Consider the following 22672-nt stretch of genomic DNA (forward strand, 5'->3'; position numbering starts at 1 on the left):
GCAGAGGGCGCAGAGCATACAGAGAAACGGAAGAGACAGATGAATCATTCCGAGGCCAATGGATTTGATAGAAAACAAAGATTCATCTTGGTCGTCTAATTAGCCTGAACTCTCTCAAAATTATTAACGACGATTTTGCACTTTTCTATCCAAGAATTTCATATCATGTCCGATCGATTAAACATAATATCCCGGCCGGGGCGAGTTTTTGAGATTGGAGATTGTTGGCAGGTATTCTTGGTGAACTCGCCCCTACAAAAATCTCTGTCGCTGGACCGGACATGATATCAGTTGTCAATTTCTTGCTCCCTCCCCAAGGCATCGGGGAGGGTTGGGGTGGGGTAAAAAGTTTACGGCTCCTGCAAGGATTGCTATAGTTCTATTGCGATGATTATGGGATGTTTGGTTTCACCCTTTTTTAAGTCGCCAATAGTCTCTTGAAATCGCCCGCGATTCTTCAAACCGCAATTTTAAGCATCCGCATTTTTAACCCCCAATTTCAAGCACTATTTTACCGGTTACTGAGCCTGTTTCTAACAGTTCGTGAGCGGATTGCGCTGCTTCGAGAGGGAAAGTTTTGCTGACATGAATTTTTAGCAAGTTGCGCTCGCACAAACGAGCGCACTTCTGCAAAATCTGAGCCTGCTGTTCCTGTTCCTCCACCAAACCTTCCAGCATCGGTGTTAACATTAATTCCAGACTAATTCTCAGATTCCGCATTCTCGCTGTTTTTAAATTGCCCAAAGCCGGATCTGGTTCCAAAATTGTTACCAAGTCTCCATAAATTTTCACAGTCGGAATAGTTTGGTAAAAAGTTTCTCCCCCGACTGTATCGAAAGCCAAATCAACTCCTTGTCCTTGAGTCCAAGTCAAAACCTCATCGACAACATTGGTGTTTTTGTATAAAATAACTGAATCTGCACCTAGGTGCTTGACAAAATTGGCTTTTTTCTCACAACTAACAGTTGTGCAAACCTCTGCCCCCTGCAATTTTGCCAACTGTACCGCGACGTGGCCGACACCGCCGGCACCAGCTTGAACCAGGACTTTTTGACCGGCTTGCAAGCGCCCTCGATCGTACAGCGATTCCCAAGCTGTAATTAAAACTAACGGTGCCGCCGCCGCCTCGGCAAAACTTAAAGCAGCAGGCTTGAGGGCGAGAAAGCGTTCGTCTACAACGGCAAACTCAGCATAAGTACCCCTCGATCCGCCCAAACCGCCATTGCAGAAAAAAACTTCGTCTCCCACTTGGAAACTTTGCACGCCAGCACCGATAGCCTCTACGACTCCAGCACCGTCGCACCCCAAAATGTGAGGAGTTTTGTCGGGGTAAAAAGTGCCGCGCGATCGCAACTTAGTATCTATCGGGTTGATACCTGCCGCTCGCAACCGCACCAAAACTTCAGTTTCTGTTTGTATAGTAGGAGCGGGGATATCTTGCAGTTTCAATACGGATGGGCTTCCGGGGGTTTGAAAAACGATCGCTTTCATCATGGGTGTTACACTAGATCAGATAATCCCTAGACTTTATTGTACATTGCTTAGTAAAGCAACAAAAAACTTTTCGTTAATCCCAAAATTTATGATTGTTGTTGAAAGGCATTACATAGATCGTCAGCATCAGTTTTATGACCGATCATTTCTGTTCAAAATTCTCTAGCATTGCGGTCAATATTTATGATAAAACAGTTTTTGAATACGGGTTCTAAAGTGGGTGATACTAAAATTATCAGACACTTAATTGCCATCTTACAACCTAGAGACGGCTCTCAATCATTCCTTGCTAAAATTAGCAAGCAAGTTCTCAAACAAGTTGTTCGCGATTGGGAGGATTGCTACAAGTCAAGCATAGCTTGTGACCGAGATATACCTAAATTTTCATGCTTCCCCAGCATTCCCCAATACAAACATAAAATCTGTACGCGTAACTTGTTCAGTTCTGATAACCAAGCCATACAAAAAAGGGGAATAAACCTCAATAATGGACTACGTAATTTATCTCATAGTGACCTAATAATTTCTACAAAGTCCCAAGATGTCATAAAGGTAAGGGTAGTTCCTGCAACAGCGCTCTACTTTTTTGAGGTTGCTAATCAAAAGCCTGTAACGTTGGTGGATTTAAATTACCACCTGAGAGCAGGTATAGATTTAGGGATCGATCGCCTCGTCGGTTTGGCATCTAATAAGCCAACATTTACTCCAACTGTTTACGATCAAAAATATCTCAAATCAATTAATCAAGGCTTCAATCAGCGCGAAGCATTTTTACTGTCAAAACTTGACCAGGGAAAATCTACCACGCGCCAAATCCAGCAAATCACCTTGAATCGAAACAAGCGATTAAAAAACTACCTTCATCAAACCAGCAGTTTAATTGTCAAGCGGTTGTGGGATGAGAAAATAATTCAGTTAATTATTGGGACAACTGTGAGGAATAAACAAAATCTAAAATTACCAAAAAAACAGCGAGATTTAGGAGTAATTATTCAGACCCCCATCGTAAAACTTCTTATTGACCAAGCTGAGTTAGTCGGTATCAAGGTAATAGTTACACAAGCATATTATACTACAAATAACTGCTGCTTTGGGGATTTAGAACCTGTCGGTAAGCAAGAGTCTTACCAGGGTAAGATCGATAAACGCGGGTGGTTTCGGTTTTGGAATAAAAGTCGGATTAATGTTGATGTGAATGCAGCGTTAAATATGATTAGAAAAGTCAACGTAAACTCACCCCCTTAGAGGAGTGCCACAATCGTATATATGTGTTTACAATTTCACCTGTACGGTTTCAGCCTGTACGAAAAAAAATACAAAAAGTTCGGTAATGTCAAGTATTGCCCGGTTTTTTGTGGACTGTTAACTCTCTTGTCGCCTTCAGGGCGATCTGACCTTGTATTCGTTACCCATCCGTGACGATACTTAGTTATTTTTAAGTAGATTGGCTTCAGATAACTACAATAATTGTCGAGCGGTGCTAATCGATGTTTGAGCTAGATTTATTTTTTTACTTTGAGATTCTTGCATATCTTATGGGATTATCGGCGACTTTAGCGGTGGTGTCCGCGATTTATCTCAAGTGGCACCGAAGGCGTTCCAGTTTACCGCTAGCCCAGCAGCAACGGCTGTTGGCCCAATTAAAGCGAGACGATTTATCTGCGGGATTTAAAATGCGGAAAAACTTTTTGATTTTCCCTAACTCAAATCGGTGGCCGACAACTGACAGCTTCTTGGGTAAAGTTTTAGGTATTGGGCACGCTGTATTCTTGGCTAAGCAACAGCGCCTAAGTGTGAATTCTTCGCCTATTGTGGGGCCTGGAAATAGCAAAACCCTAAGTCTGAGCATTTCGGGTTCGATGGGGCAAAATCCCGATCGCCCGAATGCCGAGAATCCTCCCAAAGTTAATGGTTTCGCGCAATTAGAGGAAGATTTGCTCGGCGAAATCCTAGCAGGTACTGATTCGCCGGGGGGGGCAGAATTCTTTGATGCCTTAGTTTGCCACTTAGCCTCAGCACTCGGAGTTCGCACCGCCGTCGCTGCCAAATCGATTAAGTCGAAGCCACGCACCGATGCTGCTGCCGATAGATTGCAACTTATCAGTTTTTGGAGCGACGGACAGCAGCAGCCAAATTTTGAGTGCGACACTGCCAATACTCCCGAAGCGCGGGTGCTGGAGGAGGGAATGTATTCCTGTCCAGACTACCTCGGGGAAACCTTTCCAGAAGACCGCAGACCGGTAGTTACGGGTGCGCGCAGTTTCCTGGGAGTCTTGCTGAAAAACTCTTACGGCGAACCTTTAGGCATTATTTGTATTTTTCACGATCGACCCCTGGTGGAAGCACATCTTGCCAAATTCCGATTAATTCTCAGTATCTTTGCCGGACGGGCCGCCGCTGAATTAGAGCGGCAGCGCCTAGAAGCAGCACTGTCTACTGTAGAAGCTAAATACTGCGCCCTGGTAGAACAAATGCCCGCTGTCACTTACATTTCTCCCCTCAACCGCAAGGCTGCGAAACTTTACATCAGCCCGCAAATCGAGACTTTTCTAGGTTATTCTGTAGCTGAATGGAGGGCAGATCCCGACCTGTGGCTGAAACTCGTTCACCCAGAAGACCGTGACCGCGTGTTAGTGGAAAACGCCACACAGAAATTCAGCGATGGAGAAGATATCTTCTGCGAGGGGTCGCTGGTTTCAGAATACCGCGCGATCGCCCGCAACGGTCGAGTCGTCTGGTTCCGCGATCGAGCTACCGCAGTTCGCGATGAAGCAAGCAAGTCTGTCATCCTTCAAGGCGCAATGTTTGACATCACAGAGACTAAAGTAGCTGCCAGCGCGCTGCTAGAAAGCGAATACCGCTATTACACCTTGGCAAAAATACTGCCTGTCGGGATTTTTCGCGCCGATGCTGCTGGAGATTGCTTGTACGTCAACGAGCGATTTTTGGAGATGGCGGGACTGACTGCGCCACAGGCACTCGGCGAAGGTTGGGCGCAAAGTTTGCATCCCGAAGACCGCGAGGGTGTTTTGAGCCAGTGGTATCGCGCTGTCACAGACAAGTTGCCATGTAAGTTAGAGTACCGCTTTTGCAACGGTGAGTTGACTACCTGGGTATTTTGGCAAGCAGTGCCAGAAATGACCCAAAGTGGGGAAGTTCTAGGCTATCTCGGCACGTTGACCGATATCACCGATCGCAAGCAGGCAGAATTCGCGCTGCAACAGGCGGAAGAGAAATACCGCAGTATCTTTGAAAATGCGATCGAAGGCATTTTCCAGATCACGCCTGACGGGCGCTACCTCAGCGCTAACCCTGCTTTGGCGAGAATTTACGGCTATTCCTCGGCCGCCGAATTGATCGCGAACATCCAAGACATAGACAGCCAACTTTACGTCGATCCCAACCGCCGCGTCGAGTTTTTGCACGCGATCGAAAAACACGGTTTTGTGTCTGAGTTCGAGTCCCAAGTTTACCGCGCTGACGGCACTACTATCTGGGTTTCCGAGAACGGCCGGGCAGTTCGCGATCCTGACGGAAATTTACTTTACTACGAAGGTACTGTCGAAGATATTACCCTCCGCAAAATAGCAGAAGATAAGTTGGTACACGATGCTTTGCACGATATGCTAACCGGTTTGCCCAACCGAGCTTTATTTATGGATCGCTTGGGGCACGCCATTGACCTTTCAAAACGCCGCCCCGAAATTTTGTTTGCGGTGCTGTTTATCGATCTCGATCGTTTTAAGGTTGTTAACGACAGTTTGGGGCATTTAGTGGGCGATCGCTTGCTAATCGCGATCGCGCAGCGCCTGGGAATCTGTTTGCGCGCTGGAGATACCGTTGCCCGTCTCGGCGGCGACGAATTCGCTATTTTGCTGGAAAATATTAAAAGCACCGAGGATGCGATCCAGATTGCCGAACGAGTGCAAGCGGAACTGGCAGAGCCTTTTTACCTTAACGAATATCAAGTTTTTACCAGTGCTAGCATTGGGATTGTTTGTTCTGGTTTGCCTCGGTATCCAAGGGAAACCAGCAAACTGTCGAGTCCCGAAAATTTGGGAAATATCGATCGGGAAACTTCTTTGTCTTGCTTGTGTTCCGACTCTCCTGTTTCCAATGTGCCGTTGTCCATATTGTACGATCGGCCTGAAGAACTGCTCCGAGATGCAGATGCTGCCATGTATCATGCTAAGGGATTGGGCAAAGCTCGCCACGAAGTTTTTGACTTAAGTATGCACACTCGCGCCGTTGCCCTTTTGCAACTGGAAAACGACCTGCGGCGCGCTTTAGACTCCCAGGAATTTCAGCTTTACTATCAGCCTATCGTCTCTCTTGTTACTGGTAGAATCAGCGGTTTTGAAGCGCTGCTGCGGTGGTATCACCCGCAGCGGGGTGTCGTAGCTCCTGGCGAGTTTATTTTAGTAGCTGAAGAAACTAGATTGATTATACCTATTGGCTGGTGGATGATGCGATCGGCTTGCCATCAGATCCACGAGTGGCACCAAAAATTCCCCGAAAATCCGCCGTTGACTGTCAGCGTCAACCTTTCTAACCAACAATTTAAACAACCGGATTTAATCGATCGCATTCGCGAAATTTTACAAGAAACTCAGCTCGATCCTCGGACTTTAAAGTTAGAAATTACTGAAGGCGTCATCATGGAGAATGCCGAATCTGCCGTCGCTATCCTGGCTGAACTGAAAAATTTAGAAATTCAATTATATATTGACGATTTCGGCACTGGCTATTCTTCTTTGAGCCGCCTGCACACTTTTCCAACTGATGCTTTAAAAATCGATCGAGCTTTTGTCAGCCGCATGACTGAAGATGAAGGAAATGAAGCCATTGTACAGACTATTTTAATTTTAGCCAGTCATTTAGGCATGGATGTAATTGCTGAAGGCATCGAAACCAGCGAACAGCTTAATTTACTCAGGGCGCTGCAATGCGAATACGGACAAGGATACTTTTTCTCAAAGCCGATAGACAGCATCGCAGCGACACTTTTGATAGAAAGTCAACCCCAATGGTAATGAGTAATGGGTAATGAATCATTGGGAATTGCTAATTCGGAATCGGGAATCGGGAATTGTAATTTGGAAATTAGAAATTAGCCAGTGGAAGTTAAAACCTTCTTCCTTCTTCCTTCTTCCTTCTTCCTTCTTCCTTAAACTTTCGCTTCCAAAGACTTGAGAAACTCAGTATTTACCCCTGACTCCCGCGTCAGGGCAATTTTCCCAGTACGAGCAATTTCCTTAATCCCAAATCTATTCAGAACCTGGACGATCGCCACCATTTTACCGGGATCTCCCACAACTTCCAACGTCAGCGTATCATCACCAATATCCACCACTCGCGCTCTAAAAATCTGAGCTAACTCAATTATCTCCGATCGCGTCCCGCTAGCAGCATTAACTTTCAGCAACATCAACTCCCGTTCCACACAGGGAATTTCCGTTATATCCTGAACTTTAAGCACGTTAATCAACTTGTACAGTTGCTTTGTCAACTGCTCAATAACTTGGTCATCTCCGGGTACAACCATTGTAATCCGAGACACTCCCCCTTGTTCCGCCGGGCCAACGGCCAGACTTTCAATATTAAAACCCCGACGGGCAAATAAACCAGCAATTCGAGTGAGGACACCCGCTTCATCTTCAACTAAAACCGAAAGAGTGTGTTTCATTTCTCCAAAAAGACGCTTTTCGTGCAATTCTACTTTCGCCAATTCGCCTTTTAGCAGAAGTGCACGCCCATTGAACCTGCATTAGATATTTTATCGCGAGTTATTGACCGTTCATCTCCTGGGAAAAAAACCCTCGATCAATTTCGCTTTTACCCGTCTCGATCCCCCTCGCATCCCCCTTAACAAGGGAGACTTTGATAACACTCCTGTCCCCCCCTTCTTAAGGGGGGTTAGGGGGGATCGGCTCGATCTCAACCGTCAACCCGCCCCAACTCAGTTCTGGGCGCACCCGATCCAAGTTTTTTTGTGTACGAACGTACACAATTACGCGATCGAATAAAAACTTTTCATGTCTTGTCCCGGACGGGACTGAAATTTTGAGACCAATTGGTCTCAAAATTCCTTCAAAGAAAAACCCGGTGTTGCAGCGACGGCATTTGGCGGCGGACTTGTTCTAGTCGATCGGGATTAATTTCTGCAATCGCCACACCCGGTTCGTCTCCAGCATCGGCCAAAACCACACCCCAAGGGTCTACAATCATCGCGTGACCGTGAGTTTGACGGCGGCCGTAGTGGCGGCCAGTTTGTGCAGGTGCGATCGTATAACAAGTATTCTCGATCGCTCTAGCTTGCAACAAAACCTTCCAGTGATCCTTGCCAGTGTAAGCAGTAAACGCCGCAGGCACGAACAAAATATCAGCCCCCTTGTACGACAAATGCCTGTACACTTCCGGGAACCGCACGTCGTAGCACACGGAAAGTCCCAGCGTCCCCAACTCCGGCGACACATAAACAGGCGGCAAATCTTCACCAGCTTTCACAGTGTTCGATTCCCTGTAAGTAATGCCGTCTGGCACATTCACATCAAACAAATGTACTTTTCTGTACCTTGCCACTTCAGTGCCGTTTGGGTCTACCAGCAAACAAGTATTGTATACCTTCCCCCCGGTCGTCGGCACTGGAAATCCGCCCCCCAGAATCGTTACCTGGAACCGCTGGGCCATCGTTTTGAGGAATTTTTCGCTTTGGATGCCGATCGCCTCTGCTGAAGCAATCTTTTCCTCCTCTTCGCCCATAAACGAGAAATTTTCTGGTAAGGAAACTAACTCCGCACCCCGACGCACTGCCAGGTCGATTAATTCCTCTGCCTGAACCAAATTTTTTTGCAGGTCAGGCAAGCTAGTCATTTGAATTGCTGCGGCGAGATAAGACTTCATCGATTCAAAATATTAGTCAATAGTCAATAGTCATTAGTCATTAGTCATTAGTCATTAGCCATTGGGAACTAATTTGATAACTAAATAGTTTAGATCCTTGGGTTTTACCCATCTCGGCGCTGGTTTTGCCCGAACTGGTATGGTTTGAGAGTTTTGATATTTGAGTTTTAAATTAGCCTGTAACTCATCACTCAAAACTCAAAACTCTCAACTTTTTACTCCTAGGTTTTGTAACCTAATTTCCTTCAAATCTTACGGCATCGGATGGAAAAGCAGGTCGGGGAAAAAGCGGTTAAATTCAATTAAAGCCGCAGCTTGAATAGATATCCAAAGGATAGCCAATACTGGTGCTGTCGAAAGAAACTTGACAAAGTATTGCATGAATTCTGCTCCTGAAAATTCCAGACAGTTGGTAATTGCCGATCGATCTAGCGCGCTAATTGCTATTTTCTAGTTAACTACTTAACTGTTAGCTATTAGCTCTTCTCCATTTCCCAATTTTAGCGGGGGGAAACAGTAATTTCGTCGTCCTTCGCAAACATTTCACCGCTGGTGATTGATGAGAGAGCTGCCAGAGGCCATAAAACGCCGCTCAGCATACACTTGATTGCCAAAGGAACGTCGATAATAATCTCTTTTTCCTCTGGGGTTGCTGATTTTTTGGTAACTTGCAGATAAGAACGGCCCACCCAACCAATCCAACCTGCGATATACAAGAACAGTATGCTAGGAATCAAAAAGTCCCCTGCTTTGCTCAAGTTGCCGTCTACGATTAAGTGCGGGTATCCTTCCGGGCCGCACATAGCTTGAGAATAGCGATCGAATCTTGCTTTCGCAGATGCCGGGTCGCCATTGGTAGAACGTGCATTTTTAGCCAGTTCCTTGAATTCGGGAGAGTCCTTGCACGGCACTAAATTGTAAGCCGAAGCAACTGGAGCAAAACTGATCCAGACACTCAACACTAAAATTGCAGCAAACAATCGTCGCATGGAATTGTTTCCTTTTGTTACAAAACAATAAGTTTTTGTACAAGCATTTCAACTTGCCGATCTGGAATCCAGATGATCGTGTTTGTTGACAGTGTAAAGTATCCATCATTGATGCGGCAAAGCCCAATAGAATGAGGGATTCCCGTTTTCATAGGTCAATGCTGAGCTAGCAATACCGCGAGGATATTCCTTCATTGCATCCGATGACGGCCTTACCTGTCGATCGGGCAAAAATCCCTTAACAATAACCTGAGTACAGGTAGAGCGGGGGACTTGCGCCGAATTAGTTAAGCTAGCAATAACTAACCTATCAAATAAAATTAGCAGTTAATGGCAACCATTTTCGCGATCGAAACAAGTTGTGACGAAACAGCAGCAGCAATTGTTAAGAATCGTCAAGTTTGCAGCAATGTTGTAGCATCGCAAATTAAAATCCACGAGCAGTATGGCGGGGTAGTACCGGAAGTGGCTTCGCGGAGTCACCTAGAAATGCTCAATCAGGTAATTGCCCAGTGTCTCGGTGAAGCAAACCTGAGTTGGTCAGAAATTGACGGCATTGCAGCGACTTGTGCCCCCGGTTTAGTAGGTGCATTGTTAGTCGGGCTGACAGCGGCGAAAAGCTTGGCAATAGTCCATCAAAAACCTTTTTTAGGCGTCCACCACCTCGAAGGGCACATCTACGCTTCTTACCTTACCGAACCCGACTTGCAGCCACCGTTTTTGTGTTTGTTAGTTTCCGGGGGACATACTAGCTTTATTTACGTCAAAGATTGCGGCGTTTATGAAACAGTAGGACAAACACGCGACGACGCCGCCGGCGAAGCTTTTGATAAAGTCGCGAGACTGTTGCAGCTAGGATATCCCGGCGGGCCGCTGATTGACAAATTGGCCGCCCTTGGCAATCCCCAAGCATACCCTCTACCAGAAGGCAGAATTTCCTTGCCGGGTGGCGGCTACCATCCCTACGACAGTAGTTTTAGCGGGTTGAAAACCGCTGTTTTGCAATTAGTACAGAAACTCAAGAAACAAAATAACAATGTGGGTGGCGAAGGCATCTTGCCTGCCTCTACAATTAATGATATTGCGGCCAGCTTTCAGGAAACAGTAGCTAAGGGTTTAACAAAAAGAGCGATCGACTGTGCCGTAAATTTCGGGCTTACCACTATTGTAGTCGGCGGCGGAGTTGCAGCAAACAGCGGACTCCGAAAAAACTTACAAGCAGCAGCAGCAAAACACAACTTGCGAGTATTGTTTCCGCCATTAAAATATTGTACAGACAACGCAGCAATGATTGGCTGTGCGGCGGCAGAACACTTGCAGCGAGGACACGCATCACCGCTGACTTTGGGAGCAAATTCAAGAATGGCCCTCAGCGATATTATGGAACTGTATCAGAAGAGTCATTAGTCATTAGTTGTTAGTCATTAGTTATTAGTCATTAGTTAACAGTCATATCATATCCGATCGAGTGACCGCGATTAAAAGGGCGGGTTTTTGAGATTGTCAATTATTGGCAGATGTTTTTCGTGAACCCGCCCCTACCGTATTAGGGGTAATCGACAGGACATAATATCATTAGTTAACAGTCAACCGTCAACAGTCAACCGTCAATCACACGATGAAAATCCGCGACGCAAAAGAAAGCGATTTGCCAGCAATTGTCCAAATATATAACGCAGCAATACCGGGCAGAATGGCCACAGCAGATTTAAAACCAGTCTCAGTCGAAAGCCGCCTCCCGTGGTACAGAGAACACTCCCCCAATTCCTGGCCGATTTGGGTAATGGAATCAGAACAAAATATTGTTGGCTGGCTGAGTTTTCAGCTTTTCTACGGACGCGCTGCCTATCAGCATACAGCAGAAGTTAGCATCTACGTCGCACCCGATCGCCAGCGCTGCGGAATCGGACAAAATTTATTGCAATCGGCAATTGTGCGGAGTCCAGAATTGCAGCTTAAAACACTCATGGGAATAATTTTTGCTCACAATCAGCCGAGTGTAAGATTGTTTGAGAAATTTGGCTTTCAGCGCTGGGGATATATGCCACAAGTTGCCGAACTTGACGGCGTTGAAAGAGATGTCGTAATTCTAGGTTTGCGTTGTCTGTAGGGACTGAGATGTTGCACTATTCTCAAGAACAGGCATCTTGCCTGTTCCACAAGAGATGAATTTTATTGTGGAACAGGCATCTTGCCTGTTCCTAACAGGATTATTGACAATGCTGCAACATCTCAGCAGGAAATGATACCAAATCCGGTACCACCGGAATTGATGCGATGTTTGCTCAATCTGCTAAAATTGTAATTTCATCCAAAGATGCGATCGCCACATCAGCTTTTTCCAAATGACTAACCTCGGCCTTTCCCCAACAAATCCCGATACAGCCAGCCGCCCCCGCATTTTTACCCATTTGAATATCGCCCGCTGAATCTCCCACCATCAAAGTTGCTGCGGGATTGACTCCGAGTTTCTCACAAGCTTGCAAAAACAATTTCGGGTCTGGTTTATGAAGCGTTGAATCAACTCCCATTTCTAACTGAATGTAGTCAGCTAATGCGTGGTGTTTCACAAACTTTTGCACCGACTCTGTTGTAGCAGCCGAAAGAATTCCCAATTTTAAACCCGCTTCCGAAAGATATTTCAGCACTTCCAAACTGCCGACAAATAAAGGAGAAACAGCACTATTTTTAAACATTTCGTCAGCTTCGTCGAAAGCGCGGCGCGCAATAGTTAAAGATTCCAGCCATCCCCTGCCGGTTTCGGCGATGTATCCCGCCGCCACAATCTCATTTTCCCTGCGACTACCGACGGCTAGCAAACCCGTGGGGTCGAGGCTGCTGCTTTCGATACCGAAAGCCATTTGTAAAGGCTCTCCAACGCCCGGAATTTGAGCGTCTGCGAGGCGCGATCGCTTAATTCCCAACAATCTCAAAAACTCCTGAGAATCCTCTAGAGTGCCGTCTTTGTCAAAGATTACGGCTTGGATATTCGAGAAGGTAATGCCCCGACATTTAATAGTTACCAAGAATCTGAACTCCGTAATTTTTATATTTTTTTCTATCTTCCCACATTGCGCTATTTTTGGCAATTTTTTTAGCGCAACATAACTCTCTTGTCCCCCCCTTATTAAGGGGGGCTAGGGGGGATCTGGCCTTAACTATTACAAGATCGATCGTACTCTTTTCCCCTCCTTATTAAGGGGGGCTAGGGGGGATCTGGCCTTAACTATTACAAGATCGATCGTACTCTTTTCCCCCCTTTATTAAGGAGGGTTAGGGGATATCTGCCCTAATAATGACGATCGCACGCACCCAACAACTCCTGACAAACTCCCTCAAAACACTGCAACACATCAACATTCGTAAACCTGACAACTTGCAGTCCATACCCCTCGAAAATCCCTGTTCTTTCCGCATCATATTGTTTCCCCTGTTCAGTAAAATGACTCTCGCCATCAACCTCAATTACCAATCTTAAAGCAGCACAATAAAAATCTACAATAAAATTGTCTATCGGTCGCTGTCTCAAAACTCTAAAAGGGAAATTTCTCAGAAAATCTTGCCAAAGTTTCTTTTCGGCTGGAGTTGGATTTTTCCGAAGTTCCTTGGCGATAGGGATGAGTTTTGGGTTGTAGGGTAGGTGGAAATTCGAGTCGTTTAATTTAGTCATAATCCTCCTAATCTCGATCCGGAGATCCCCCCTAGCCCCCCTTAAGAAGGGGGGGACATGAAGCACTCAAAGTCAACCCCTACTCCCCTTCTTAAGGGGGATTTAGGGGGATCTCCGGGGGATAAAAAGTGTTAACGCAAGCGTATTTGGTCGTCATCCTCCTAATCTCGATCCGGAGATCCCCCCTAGCCCCCCTTAAGAAGGGGGGGACAAGACTCTTCTCAAAGTCCCCCTTCTTAAGGGGGATTTAGGGGGATCTCCGGGGGACAAGAGTTTAACTGCTTAATCTAATCTCAAACATCATAAATTAAAACTCCAAAATATTTAAAATCGTCCTACTAAATTAGCCACCATTAATGCTAGTACAACCGGCTCGATCGGCTTAACCATATGCCTTTGAAAACCAGCTTCCATCGCCATTTCGCGTTCTTTATCTGTCGCATAGGCAGTCAGCGCCACAGCGAGGATTTCTCCTCCGGCTTCTGCAGCAAGAGCTCGCACTTCTCGAATTAAGAAATACCCATCTTCCTCTGGCATTCCGAGATTGGAGATTAGTACGTCGTATCTGCCCGGATTTTCAGTCAAAGCAGCGATCGCGCTTCTGGCAGATGGAAGTGCCAAAACCTCCGCCCCATAGCCTTCAAGCGCAAATTGTAAGAACTGGCGCGTATCGATATCATCGTCTACGGCTAAGATGTGCAAGCCTTCGAGAGAGGGGACGCGATCGCTAGAGGCGTTTAAAGACTCTACCAAAGCAGTTGACTTTAAATCGACCGCCGATGTCAACTTTTGAGGCAGCGATCGCAACGGCAATCTCACAGTCATTGTAGTTCCTTGTTCCTCACCCGGACTTTCGGCTTGCACCGTTCCCCCGTGCAATTCAACTAGGTGACGCACTATCGATAAGCCCAATCCCAGCCCTTGATTCGCGTTAGCGCTGCTGGCATCGGCTTGATACAAACGATCGAAAATATAGGGCAAAAATTGTGCCTCAATGCCTTTTCCCGTATCGCTGACTCGAAGTTGAGCATGATTGTCGATCGTCGATAGCAGGATTTCCACTCGTCCCCCCGCCGGAGTAAACTTAATCGCATTAGACAGAAGATTCCACACAACTTGCTGCAAGCGATTGGCATCCCCTAAAACAGTCGTAGAAATCAACTCCGAAACAATTTGAATGTTTTTGGCTTCGGCGGATAATTGAACCCCGTCAAGCGCAGCTTGTACCGCTAACCGCAGATCGATCGGACAAATGCACAGTTGAAGCTTGCCACTCGTAATCCGGGAAATATCCAGGATATCTTCGATTAACTGATATTGCGCCGTCGCGCTGCGCTCGATCACCTCTAAGGCCTTACTAACGGCTGCTTCATTCAGTTTCCCGGAACGCAGAATTTTTACCCAGCCCAGGATCGGAGTCAAGGGATTGCGTAATTCGTGGGAGAGATTCGCGAGAAATTCATCTTTAGCACGGTTGGCTGTTTCTGCCTGGTGGCGGGCCAACTGTTCGTGTTCCAATAACTGCGATCTTATGGTCTCAAACTGCTTGCGCTCCGTGATATCCTCGATCGACAACAGAATCATTAAAGCTTGGTCTTCTCGTTCAAGTTTACAAGCATTCAGTAGCATGGTTTTCTGCCCGATCTGCTCAAACAGGTGATCCAACTCAAAGTTTTCAAGCTGAACATCACTAACCAGAATATCTTCCAGAATCCATCGCAATTGCGGGATATTCCACTGCCCATTTCCCAATTCAAACAGCGAAGATTGCGCTGTTTCTGGGGATGAAACTTTAAACGTTTCATAGAACGATCGATTTGCTTTATTCACTCGGAAATTAGCATCTAGGACGACTAAAGGCGTTTGCACAGTTTCCACAATGGTTTCAGCATAATTTCGGGCCTCCTCCAAGGTTCTGGCACTGCGTTTAAGAGCATCGATATCGAGCAAAACCATCACCACACCGTCAATCTGGTTTTCCGTTGTCCGGTAAGGACGAATGCGGAGGTTGTACCAATATCCCGATAAAGTTTGAATTTCTTGTTCTTTCGTCTGGAGAGTATCAATCACCTCCAAAATCATCTGTTCCAAGTCAGGAACGTTCAGAGTTGAGCGGATGTCGCTAAAAGGTCGTCCAACATCTGTGGGAATCACACTAAAAATTTGCTGTGCCGTTGGCGTAAAGCGTCGAATCTGTAAATCGTTTGTCAGCATTAAGATAGGGATATTGATACTGGAAAGCAAATTTATCAGATCGTTATTGACCAGGCTTTGTTCAATATTGCGGCTGCGAAGTTCATCGTTAGTGGTAGTGAGTTCCTCGTTAGTGGCTTGAATCTCTTCTTTGGCAGTCTCTAACTCCTCATTCGTGCTTTGCAACTCCTCGTTGCTCGATAGGATTTCTTCGTTCGCAACTTTGAGGTCTTGGTTGAGACTTTCCTGATCCTGGATCACCGCTTGCAGTTGGGCTTGAGCCGCAATTTTTGCTTGGTTAGCCGCTGCAACTTGCTGGCTCAGCAGCTCAATTTCGCGCACTAAATCAGCTTGCTCGAAGCTTTCAGAAGGGAGAGTGCTGAAGTTAAGCACGGGGGGTGCAGCCTCTTCAAATACCACCAAAAAGTAGCGTCCTTCGACCGCCGGTGGCCCGAAGGGAATCACCTCAAAATTGACGATACTCGATCGTCCGCCCGATTCAAGCAAAACCCTTTCTTTCCTAATGGTTACGGTCTGCGTTTGTGCCTGATAAATCGCGGTGCGAAGCTCAACCAGCAAGCCTGCCCTTGCCATTGCCAGCAAGTTTAAGTCGGGCGTTCCGGCTACCACTCTCAAGTAAGGATCGATGTCTCCCCGCACTTGCAGGATTTTCATCTGCTCGTTGACAACCACACTGGCTGGGGCATATCGATTTAAAATCAGTTGGTCAGTTTCTTGTTGTAAATCCAAGCTATTCGTAAAATTGTTTTTCACTTCCTCCCGTTCACGTGCTTTAGCGACGGGATAGGAACTCGGCGTAAACGAAAAATGGGGACGAGTCGCAGTCAACTTTTTGGTATAAATTTTAGACTTTTTATCCAATGAAGTAAACAAGTAGGAAAATTCTCCGGTACTCTCAGAAGTGCCTAACAGGAGAAAGCCCGTTGGCTTAAGACTGTAATGGAAAATCGGCATCACTTTTTTTTGCAATGACTCTCCCAAGTAGATCAGCACATTGCGACAGCTAACTAAATCGATATTGGAAAAAGGCGGGTCACTGCCTAAGTCTTGTCGGGCAAATACACAAAGTTCGCGGACTGCCTTGCTGATTCTATAGCTACCTCTTGCTTCGGCAATAAAGAAGCGAGTACGTCGTTCTGGTGAAACATCTACCATCTGGTTTTCTGAGTAGACGCCACACCTCGCTTTGTTGATAGCGTGTTCGCCAATGTCCGTGGCAAAAATCTGGATCGGTGGCTGAATGGCTCGATCGCCCAAAAACTCTAACAAGCAAATGGCGATCGAATAAACTTCTTCACCTGTCGAACATCCTGCCACCCAAATCCGAATCGGAGTTGAGGCCGATTTATTTTGGGTAATCGTGGGGAAAACCAGTTCTTTTAACTTTTCAAAGGCTTCGGGGTCACGGAAAAAACTGGTAACGTGGATCAGGATTTCTTCATACAGGGCTGTGACTTCAGCCGAATTGTGTCGAAGATGTTGGGCGTAATCATTCAAACTTTCCAGCTTGTACAACACCATCCGTCGCTGGATGCGTCGAGCGATCGAGGTGGGTTTGTAGTGGCTAAAATCAACGCCTGTGGTGGATTTCAGCAGCGCAAAAATAGTTGCCAGGGCATCTCGCTGTTCGGGCGATTCCTCAACTTTTGTCATGGCAAGCGGGCAAGTCAGAAGCGGATTGTGACTGTAGTTTGCCAGTTCCTCGGCAATTTTTTCCGGTGGCAGAACAAAATCGACATTGCCTGTGGCAACAGCGGTATTCGGCATACTATCGAATTTTGCTGTGTCTTGACATTGAGCAAAAGTCATGCCTCCGGCTGCTTTGATTGCCTTGAGTCCCAGTGAACCGTCTCCGTCTCCCCCGGATAAAACTACGGCGATTGCTTTGTGCCCGCGATCGATCGCCAATGAGGTAAAAAACGCATCTCCCGGCATATATTGGCCATCAATCTTCTCGCGGGGTGATAGTTGCAGAGTGCCTTTAGATAGCACCATCTTGGTGTTGGGCGGAATAACGTAGACTTGATTCGGCTCTACAACTACGCCGTCTTCTACCTCATTAACAGGCATTTGCGTCGTTCTCGCGAGTATCTCGCTCAGCAGACTTTTGTGATTGGGATCTAAATGCTGAATCAGCACAAACGCCATACCCGTATCGATGGGTAAATGGCTCAGTAACTGCGTGAATGCTGCCAAACCTCCTGCTGAGGCGGCAATCCCAACAATGGGAAACGGGGCATCGGTTTCGGCTAATTGTTCGCTGTCGAGGGCGGCTGGTGCGATCGATTCGGGTGTATTTTCTGGAGATGATTGAGGAGAAGTCATAATGTGAAGTCCTGAACCTCCGTTATTTAGGAGCCAAGATATTTGGTAAGCGTGCGGCTAAGTAATTCGGACTATTTGTATCAGAGCTGAGGTTGCCATTATAACGGCACTCGCTTCAGGAGGAGCTAAACTGTTGGAGCCATGCTCTGATGGCGATCTAATAACTCTATCTGCTGTCGGGACGATCGCAACCAGAGGCTAGCAATAACGTAAGTATTACTTAGTAAGTAGCATATCCGCTCCATCATCCGGGGTAAATCGCTCAAAGATTCACCTCAAATGACGCCAAATCGTTACTGAGTGGGTAGTCCGCCCCGAATTATTTAGCGGATACTTAAGTAGCTAAGTAGTATATCTGCTTGCATACTTAGCTTTTTTCAGCGACCTGTGTAGCAACAAGTGCGATTACTGATTCGGTATTAATTCTAGCAGTATAAGCGACTTGTGCGCCTTGTATTCCTTTTAAATCTTCTACTCGTTTTTGAATTTCGGAGACTCCAGCAGCTTTTAATGCTGTTAAAAATGCTTCGTCGCTGTAAACTTCTTCGGAAAATGAAACTTCGTCACTTTTAGAAAGATTTTGAATGCGGGCGGCTTTGTTGACTGTCGAGCCAAAATAGTCGATCGAGTTATTAAGATTTACCAGCAAAGCCGTACCTCGGTGAATGCCAATCCTGACTTGAATCCACTCTGGTTGTTGGCGAGTTGAGTTATACTCTCTCAAACAGGCTACAGCACCAGTGGCAGCCATAATTGCTTGTTCGTTGCTGATAAAGGAAGCCATGACGGCATCGCCAATGGTTTTAATGATTTTACCGCCAAAATTCTCGATCGACTCAAAGAAAATTTCAAAATGATCGCGCACAATATTGTAAGCTTTGGTATCTCCCAGTGTTTCGTACATTCTGGTAGAACCGGTAATATCAGTAAACATAATAGTAATCGCCCGAATCTTGACTCGCTCTCTTTCCGAGATTACTCGATCGCCGAACAAACGCTTATAATCCGGGTGATGAAGCAGTTGCATTCCTGATAGTCGCATGGGCAGTTGTTCTACTGTCAATTCATCGGGCAATTCATCTGAATGCAAAATCAGCCCCGACAAATTGTGTTCGGTATTAGTTAATTCTATCTTGAGTTTTCCCGGACGCACGGCCAGGTTTTTTTTATCGAAATCTGGGCCTGCTAACTGCTGGAGTTGAATTTCTTGTATCTCTTCTGTTTCTTCGCCTTCAACTTTTAAAATCCCTTTAGCTAAGGTGAGGGGACAGCAGTAGCGATATCTACCTTCTTCTAAGGTGACAATCTCCGATTCGGTGCAGTATAAAGGTGTTACCAGTTGCAGTTTGCTCTGGAGTACGGGAGGGGGAGCGCAGACGGGCCGCAGTTGCGGGTCTTCGATTTCTTTGTTTAGGGAAAAAGTGACTTCGACCCGATCGAGCAAATCAATGTTGAACTCGCGCTCGCACATCGGGCAAAAAGACACTTCTGATGTGTCTGCCAAATCCTTAAATTCTTCTGTAATCATGTTGCAGTGGGGGCAGTGAATATCCCAGTGCAAGTCGAAGACGCCGGCTTTTACTCCGTGCAGAAATTCGGAAGTAATTTTTTTAACATTCTTGACTGTATCGCCTGCTACGTAGTAAGGATTAATTCTCAATCTTTGCAAAATGTGGGAACCGGTTAACCAGTTTTCGATTTGGTCGATCGTTCCTTTGCTCGAATTGGGACGTTTTTTGAGCTGTTCTAATTTTTCTTTTAATAGTTCGATGTTCATAATCAACTTGCCTTTGAGCCTCATGGCAAGAAATTTCTAAGTATTATTTTGTGTAATTTGCTTGTCTAGTGTGTTTTTGCCTGAGAATGCTGATGAGTTGGCACTTGTGCGGATGTCCCTGATGTTTGTAAATCTTAACAAATTAGCAGCGTAAAGGCTAGGTTTATTTAGGCAGATGCAGCGATCGCACTTTTTTTAGTTCAAAGTGCGATCGCTGCATCTGCCTGCAGGAACATATTAAATTGTTGGTAATTGGTAATTGCTAATTGGTAATTGCTAATTGTCAACCACTAAGTAGGGAGACAGCAATGCCCATAGGTGTCAACTTAAGCTGTTAGCTCGCCAAGTTCGTTAGTCATCCCGTCAGTCCGCCAGGGGTTTCAACCCTTGCCTGACTATGGGTTTAACGTTAAGTTTACACCTATGGGCAATTCCGTTTCCCTACAAATGCGCGCGTACTTTTCAGAATTGATATTAATTGGTAATTAATGATTGGTAATTGGGACGTTTAAGGCAAAAAAAAGAGGGAATTTTCCCTCTTTTAATCACACTAACTGTGATGTTATTCTTCCGTCGCAGGAGGGATTTCTTCCTCTACATCTAATACTGCTTCGGGTGCTGCTTCGTGTGCTGCTTCGGGTGCTACTTCCGGCAGATCCTCTTCCATTGCTGAGGGCACATCTTCGAGTTCGTCGGAGAAGTCATCATCAGCATCAGTTGAGTCTACAGGAATGTCTATGCCTGCTTTAGCTTGCTTTTGAGCCAGCATTTTCTCGCGGAACTTAGCTGCCATTTCCTCAGCTTTTTCGTATACCAATTCGCGATTTTTGACCATCGCTCCCGGCTCCGGTTCCAACTGCTTGGTGGAGAGAGAAATCCGGCCCCTCTCGGCATCCAAGTCAATGATCATCACTTTCACTTCGTCGTTGACATTGAAAACGCTATGAGGCGTATCGATGTGATCGTGCGAAATTTCCGAGATGTGCAGCAAGCCGCTGACGCCGCCGATGTCGATAAAGGCACCGTAAGGCTTGATACCGCGTACTGTACCGATGACGACTTCCCCGACTTCGAGGCGGTTCATCTTGCGCTCAACTAAGGCGCGGCGGTGACTCAACACTAGGCGGTTGCGGTCTTCGTCTACCTCTAAGAATTTTAATGGTAATTCTTCGGCGACTAATTCTTCCTTCGGTTTGCGGGTACTGATGTGAGAACCGGGAATAAAGCCTCGCAAGCCTTCTATTCTCACGAGTGCGCCGCCGCGGTTGGTGGCAAATACTTGCGATCGTACTGTGGCATCTTCTGCTTGCAGTTGTCGCACTCTTTCCCACGCCCGCATATACTCGATGCGCCGGATGGACAGGGTTAATTGTCCGTCTTCATTTTCATCGGTTAGAATGAAAAATTCTCTGGTTTCGTTTGATTGCAATACCTCTTCAGGGCTTTCCACTCTATTGATGGACATTTCCTGAATGGGAATGTACGCTGCTGTTTTAGCACCGATATCAATCAGAGCGCCCCTGGGTTCTATACTAAAAACTGTACCCGCTACTACATCGCCCGGGCTAAAGTGATAGTCATATTTATCAAGTAGGGCTGCAAAATCTTCGTGAGTAAAGCCGATGTCTTTGACTGTGGTTTTGAGATTGACCATGCGAATAGTTTCCTAGGATTTCTCTCCTTCATGTTTTTCGTTTGTGCCGGCAGATATTCGAGATTTTGGTGAAAAAGCGATTAACTTTTTTCAAAATCTTTTACTAAAGTCAGTTTTTGCTAACTTTTGCCGGGTGCAACTGCACACCAGCGCTTGCCATTACTGTTACTCCATACTCTGTGTTAAAACGTTGAATCTTAACATTCCGAGTCAAGTAGACTATTTTGACACTCTCAGGTATAAATAAACTGAGATTCTTCGTTCAACGAGCCGACTTGCTGGCGACAGGATTACTCCAGTCTAAGTAGAGGTCGGTTTCTCCAGAAGCGTAAATTTCGGTATGTCCTACCGTATTTAATTAGTCACCGAGCTTTAGTTAGGTTTTGTTCAAATGCGAGCTTTCCTAAACTGCAACACCGTTAGGTGTGACTACGCACTCAACTAATCCAGTTAAGTTTTTACGTTGTCTAGTTATACTCTATTTTAGACCGATGACGATCATATCACACCCAGCACTGTTACTGAGAAAAAAGAACACTCGCTCGAATGAGAGTCCCTTGAGTCGCTATTCCTCCTGGCCTTCCTCGCGACACGGTTTTCAATCTCAAGCGAATATTTCTATAAATTAATTTAAGCGAGCTTAGCTGGGACTAGCGCAGGATGCGGGGCTTTCTCGATCGACTGATTCGGAATCGGGCAAATCTGCGTCAAAATTCGGTCTAGTTTCTGTATCTTCAGCTTCGTTGAGGGGATTCTGAAGGTGATTTAGGGTATCTACAAAATCTCGGATGCCTCGAAATTGCCGGTATACGGAGGCAAAACGGACATAAGCGACTTCGCTGAGCGGTCGCAGGTGCAACAGCACCAGTTCCCCTATTTCCGAACTGGCGATTTCTCGGAGCGATCGACCTTGGAGTTGGGCTTCGATTTCTTCTGCCAGAGTTTCGAGATGCCCGGAAGACAAACCTGTTTTTTCGCAGGCCCGAATCAATCCCCTGACTAATTTTGACCTGTCAAAAGATTCGCGCTTGCCGTCCCGCTTGATCACCGTAATCGGCACAAATTCTATGCGTTCGTAGGTTGTGAAGCGGTGCTGGCAGTTCAAACACTCACGCCGCCGACGGATGCTTTGACCTGATTCGGCTGAACGCGATTCTAGAACGCGGCTATTTGTGTGTTGGCAGGAGGAACAGCGCATGATTGCTGAGTTTAACAGGCATTGCCAGCAAATTGCCATTCATCAGACCCCAAGGGGTCTGATGAATGGCTGGACTAGAAAAATCACTTAGCACACAGCGGTGAAAGAGTCCCGCACCAAATTAGATCGCTATGATGCGGGCTAACCGCAGTCCGGTTCAGGATATTTTGGACTAACCGCAGGCGTATAGCTAATTATTTGCCAATCCGGGGAGGTTCCCGAAAGGCGATCGCAAAAAATAGTACGCCTATGGCTAAAGCCAGAATCAAAATGTAAGCAACACTTTCCATGTTAAATTTTCCCTATCTTCCCTTGCCGTATTATTTTATCGTGAACAAACCTGACGGTCAACTGAGTACAGTTAGACCGCAGGCTTCTTTTTCCTTTTTTTCAAAGGCTTTTTATAGTGAGGTAGTTCCACCCCCACTTGCTAATATAGTATCAGAGT

The 22672-nt window shown here is 46.1% G+C and carries 17 protein-coding genes; 4 read left to right on the forward strand and 13 right to left on the reverse strand.

All coding sequences use genetic code 11. From position 1 onward, the window contains the following. Positions 1–486 precede the first annotated feature (486 nt). The gene (locus QUA50_RS13805) at positions 487–1491 is read right to left on the reverse strand and encodes a zinc-dependent alcohol dehydrogenase family protein (RefSeq protein ID WP_333264737.1); all 1005 of its coding nucleotides are present in this window, start codon (positions 1489–1491) and stop codon (positions 487–489) included. A 186-nt stretch (positions 1492–1677) separates the two neighbouring features. Between QUA50_RS13805 and QUA50_RS13810 the strand changes: the two genes are divergently transcribed. Both QUA50_RS13810 and QUA50_RS13815 read left to right on the forward strand, forming a co-directional pair. Further along, the gene (locus tag QUA50_RS13810; protein WP_333264713.1) at positions 1678–2739 is read left to right on the forward strand and encodes a transposase; all 1062 of its coding nucleotides are present in this window, start codon (positions 1678–1680) and stop codon (positions 2737–2739) included. A 290-nt stretch (positions 2740–3029) separates the two neighbouring features. Next, entirely contained in the window at positions 3030–6527 is a 3498-nt protein-coding gene (locus QUA50_RS13815; protein WP_333264714.1) for an EAL domain-containing protein, read from the forward strand. A gap of 134 nt (positions 6528–6661) precedes the next feature. On the opposite strand, the gene ilvN is transcribed toward QUA50_RS13815, so the two are convergent. The 4 genes from ilvN to QUA50_RS13835 all read right to left on the reverse strand — a co-directional run bounded on the left by ilvN (position 6662) and on the right by QUA50_RS13835 (position 9386). Continuing rightward, positions 6662–7180, reverse strand: coding sequence for an acetolactate synthase small subunit (gene ilvN / locus QUA50_RS13820; protein WP_333054405.1), 519 nt, complete (start codon positions 7178–7180; stop codon positions 6662–6664). Between the two features lie 404 nt (positions 7181–7584). After that, positions 7585–8397: a carbon-nitrogen hydrolase family protein gene (locus tag QUA50_RS13825; RefSeq protein ID WP_333264715.1), complete on the reverse strand. Its 813-nt coding sequence runs from the start codon at positions 8395–8397 to the stop codon at positions 7585–7587. A gap of 252 nt (positions 8398–8649) precedes the next feature. Beyond that, a complete protein-coding gene (gene psaJ, locus QUA50_RS13830; protein ID WP_333037175.1) occupies positions 8650–8778 on the reverse strand; it encodes a photosystem I reaction center subunit IX in 129 nt (42 codons plus the stop codon). Between the two features lie 119 nt (positions 8779–8897). Further along, positions 8898–9386, reverse strand: coding sequence for a Photosystem I reaction center subunit III (locus QUA50_RS13835; RefSeq protein WP_333264716.1), 489 nt, complete (start codon positions 9384–9386; stop codon positions 8898–8900). Between the two features lie 330 nt (positions 9387–9716). Here QUA50_RS13835 and tsaD point away from each other — a divergent pair, with 330 nt between their 5' ends. Both tsaD and QUA50_RS13845 read left to right on the forward strand, forming a co-directional pair. Next, positions 9717–10793, forward strand: a complete 1077-nt coding sequence (gene tsaD / locus QUA50_RS13840; RefSeq protein ID WP_333264717.1) for a tRNA (adenosine(37)-N6)-threonylcarbamoyltransferase complex transferase subunit TsaD — start codon at positions 9717–9719, stop codon at positions 10791–10793. Positions 10794–11004: 211 nt separating this feature from the next. Continuing rightward, a complete protein-coding gene (locus QUA50_RS13845) occupies positions 11005–11496 on the forward strand; it encodes an N-acetyltransferase family protein (RefSeq protein ID WP_333264718.1) in 492 nt (163 codons plus the stop codon). 175 nt (positions 11497–11671) lie between these two features. On the opposite strand, the gene QUA50_RS13850 is transcribed toward QUA50_RS13845, so the two are convergent. From QUA50_RS13850 to QUA50_RS13885, 8 genes are all read right to left on the reverse strand, one after another. After that, positions 11672–12412, reverse strand: a complete 741-nt coding sequence (locus tag QUA50_RS13850; protein WP_333264719.1) for an HAD family hydrolase — start codon at positions 12410–12412, stop codon at positions 11672–11674. A gap of 263 nt (positions 12413–12675) precedes the next feature. Continuing rightward, positions 12676–13056 (reverse strand): endonuclease domain-containing protein, encoded by a 381-nt coding sequence (locus QUA50_RS13855; protein ID WP_333264720.1) that lies wholly within the window; start codon positions 13054–13056, stop codon positions 12676–12678. Positions 13057–13380: 324 nt separating this feature from the next. Further along, a complete protein-coding gene (locus QUA50_RS13860; RefSeq protein WP_333264721.1) occupies positions 13381–17595 on the reverse strand; it encodes a chemotaxis protein CheB in 4215 nt (1404 codons plus the stop codon). Positions 17596–17720: 125 nt separating this feature from the next. Further along, entirely contained in the window at positions 17721–17861 is a 141-nt protein-coding gene (locus QUA50_RS13865) for a hypothetical protein (RefSeq protein WP_333298722.1), read from the reverse strand. A 101-nt stretch (positions 17862–17962) separates the two neighbouring features. Beyond that, positions 17963–19372 carry an adenylate/guanylate cyclase domain-containing protein gene (locus tag QUA50_RS13870; RefSeq protein ID WP_333264722.1) on the reverse strand — a complete coding sequence of 470 codons (1410 nt, stop codon included), beginning with the start codon at positions 19370–19372 and terminating at the stop codon, positions 17963–17965. Positions 19373–19934: 562 nt separating this feature from the next. Beyond that, on the reverse strand, positions 19935–21026 hold the full coding sequence (locus QUA50_RS13875) for a 30S ribosomal protein S1 (RefSeq protein WP_333264723.1): 1092 nt from the start codon (positions 21024–21026) through the stop codon (positions 19935–19937). A 640-nt stretch (positions 21027–21666) separates the two neighbouring features. After that, on the reverse strand, positions 21667–22224 hold the full coding sequence (nrdR, locus tag QUA50_RS13880; RefSeq protein WP_333108154.1) for a transcriptional regulator NrdR: 558 nt from the start codon (positions 22222–22224) through the stop codon (positions 21667–21669). A gap of 194 nt (positions 22225–22418) precedes the next feature. Further along, a complete protein-coding gene (locus QUA50_RS13885) occupies positions 22419–22514 on the reverse strand; it encodes a photosystem II reaction center protein T (RefSeq protein ID WP_006635641.1) in 96 nt (31 codons plus the stop codon). Positions 22515–22672 lie beyond the last annotated feature (158 nt).

The organism is Microcoleus sp. M2_D5 (assembly GCF_036701935.1).
Classification (GTDB): Bacteria; Cyanobacteriota; Cyanobacteriia; order Cyanobacteriales; family Microcoleaceae; genus Microcoleus.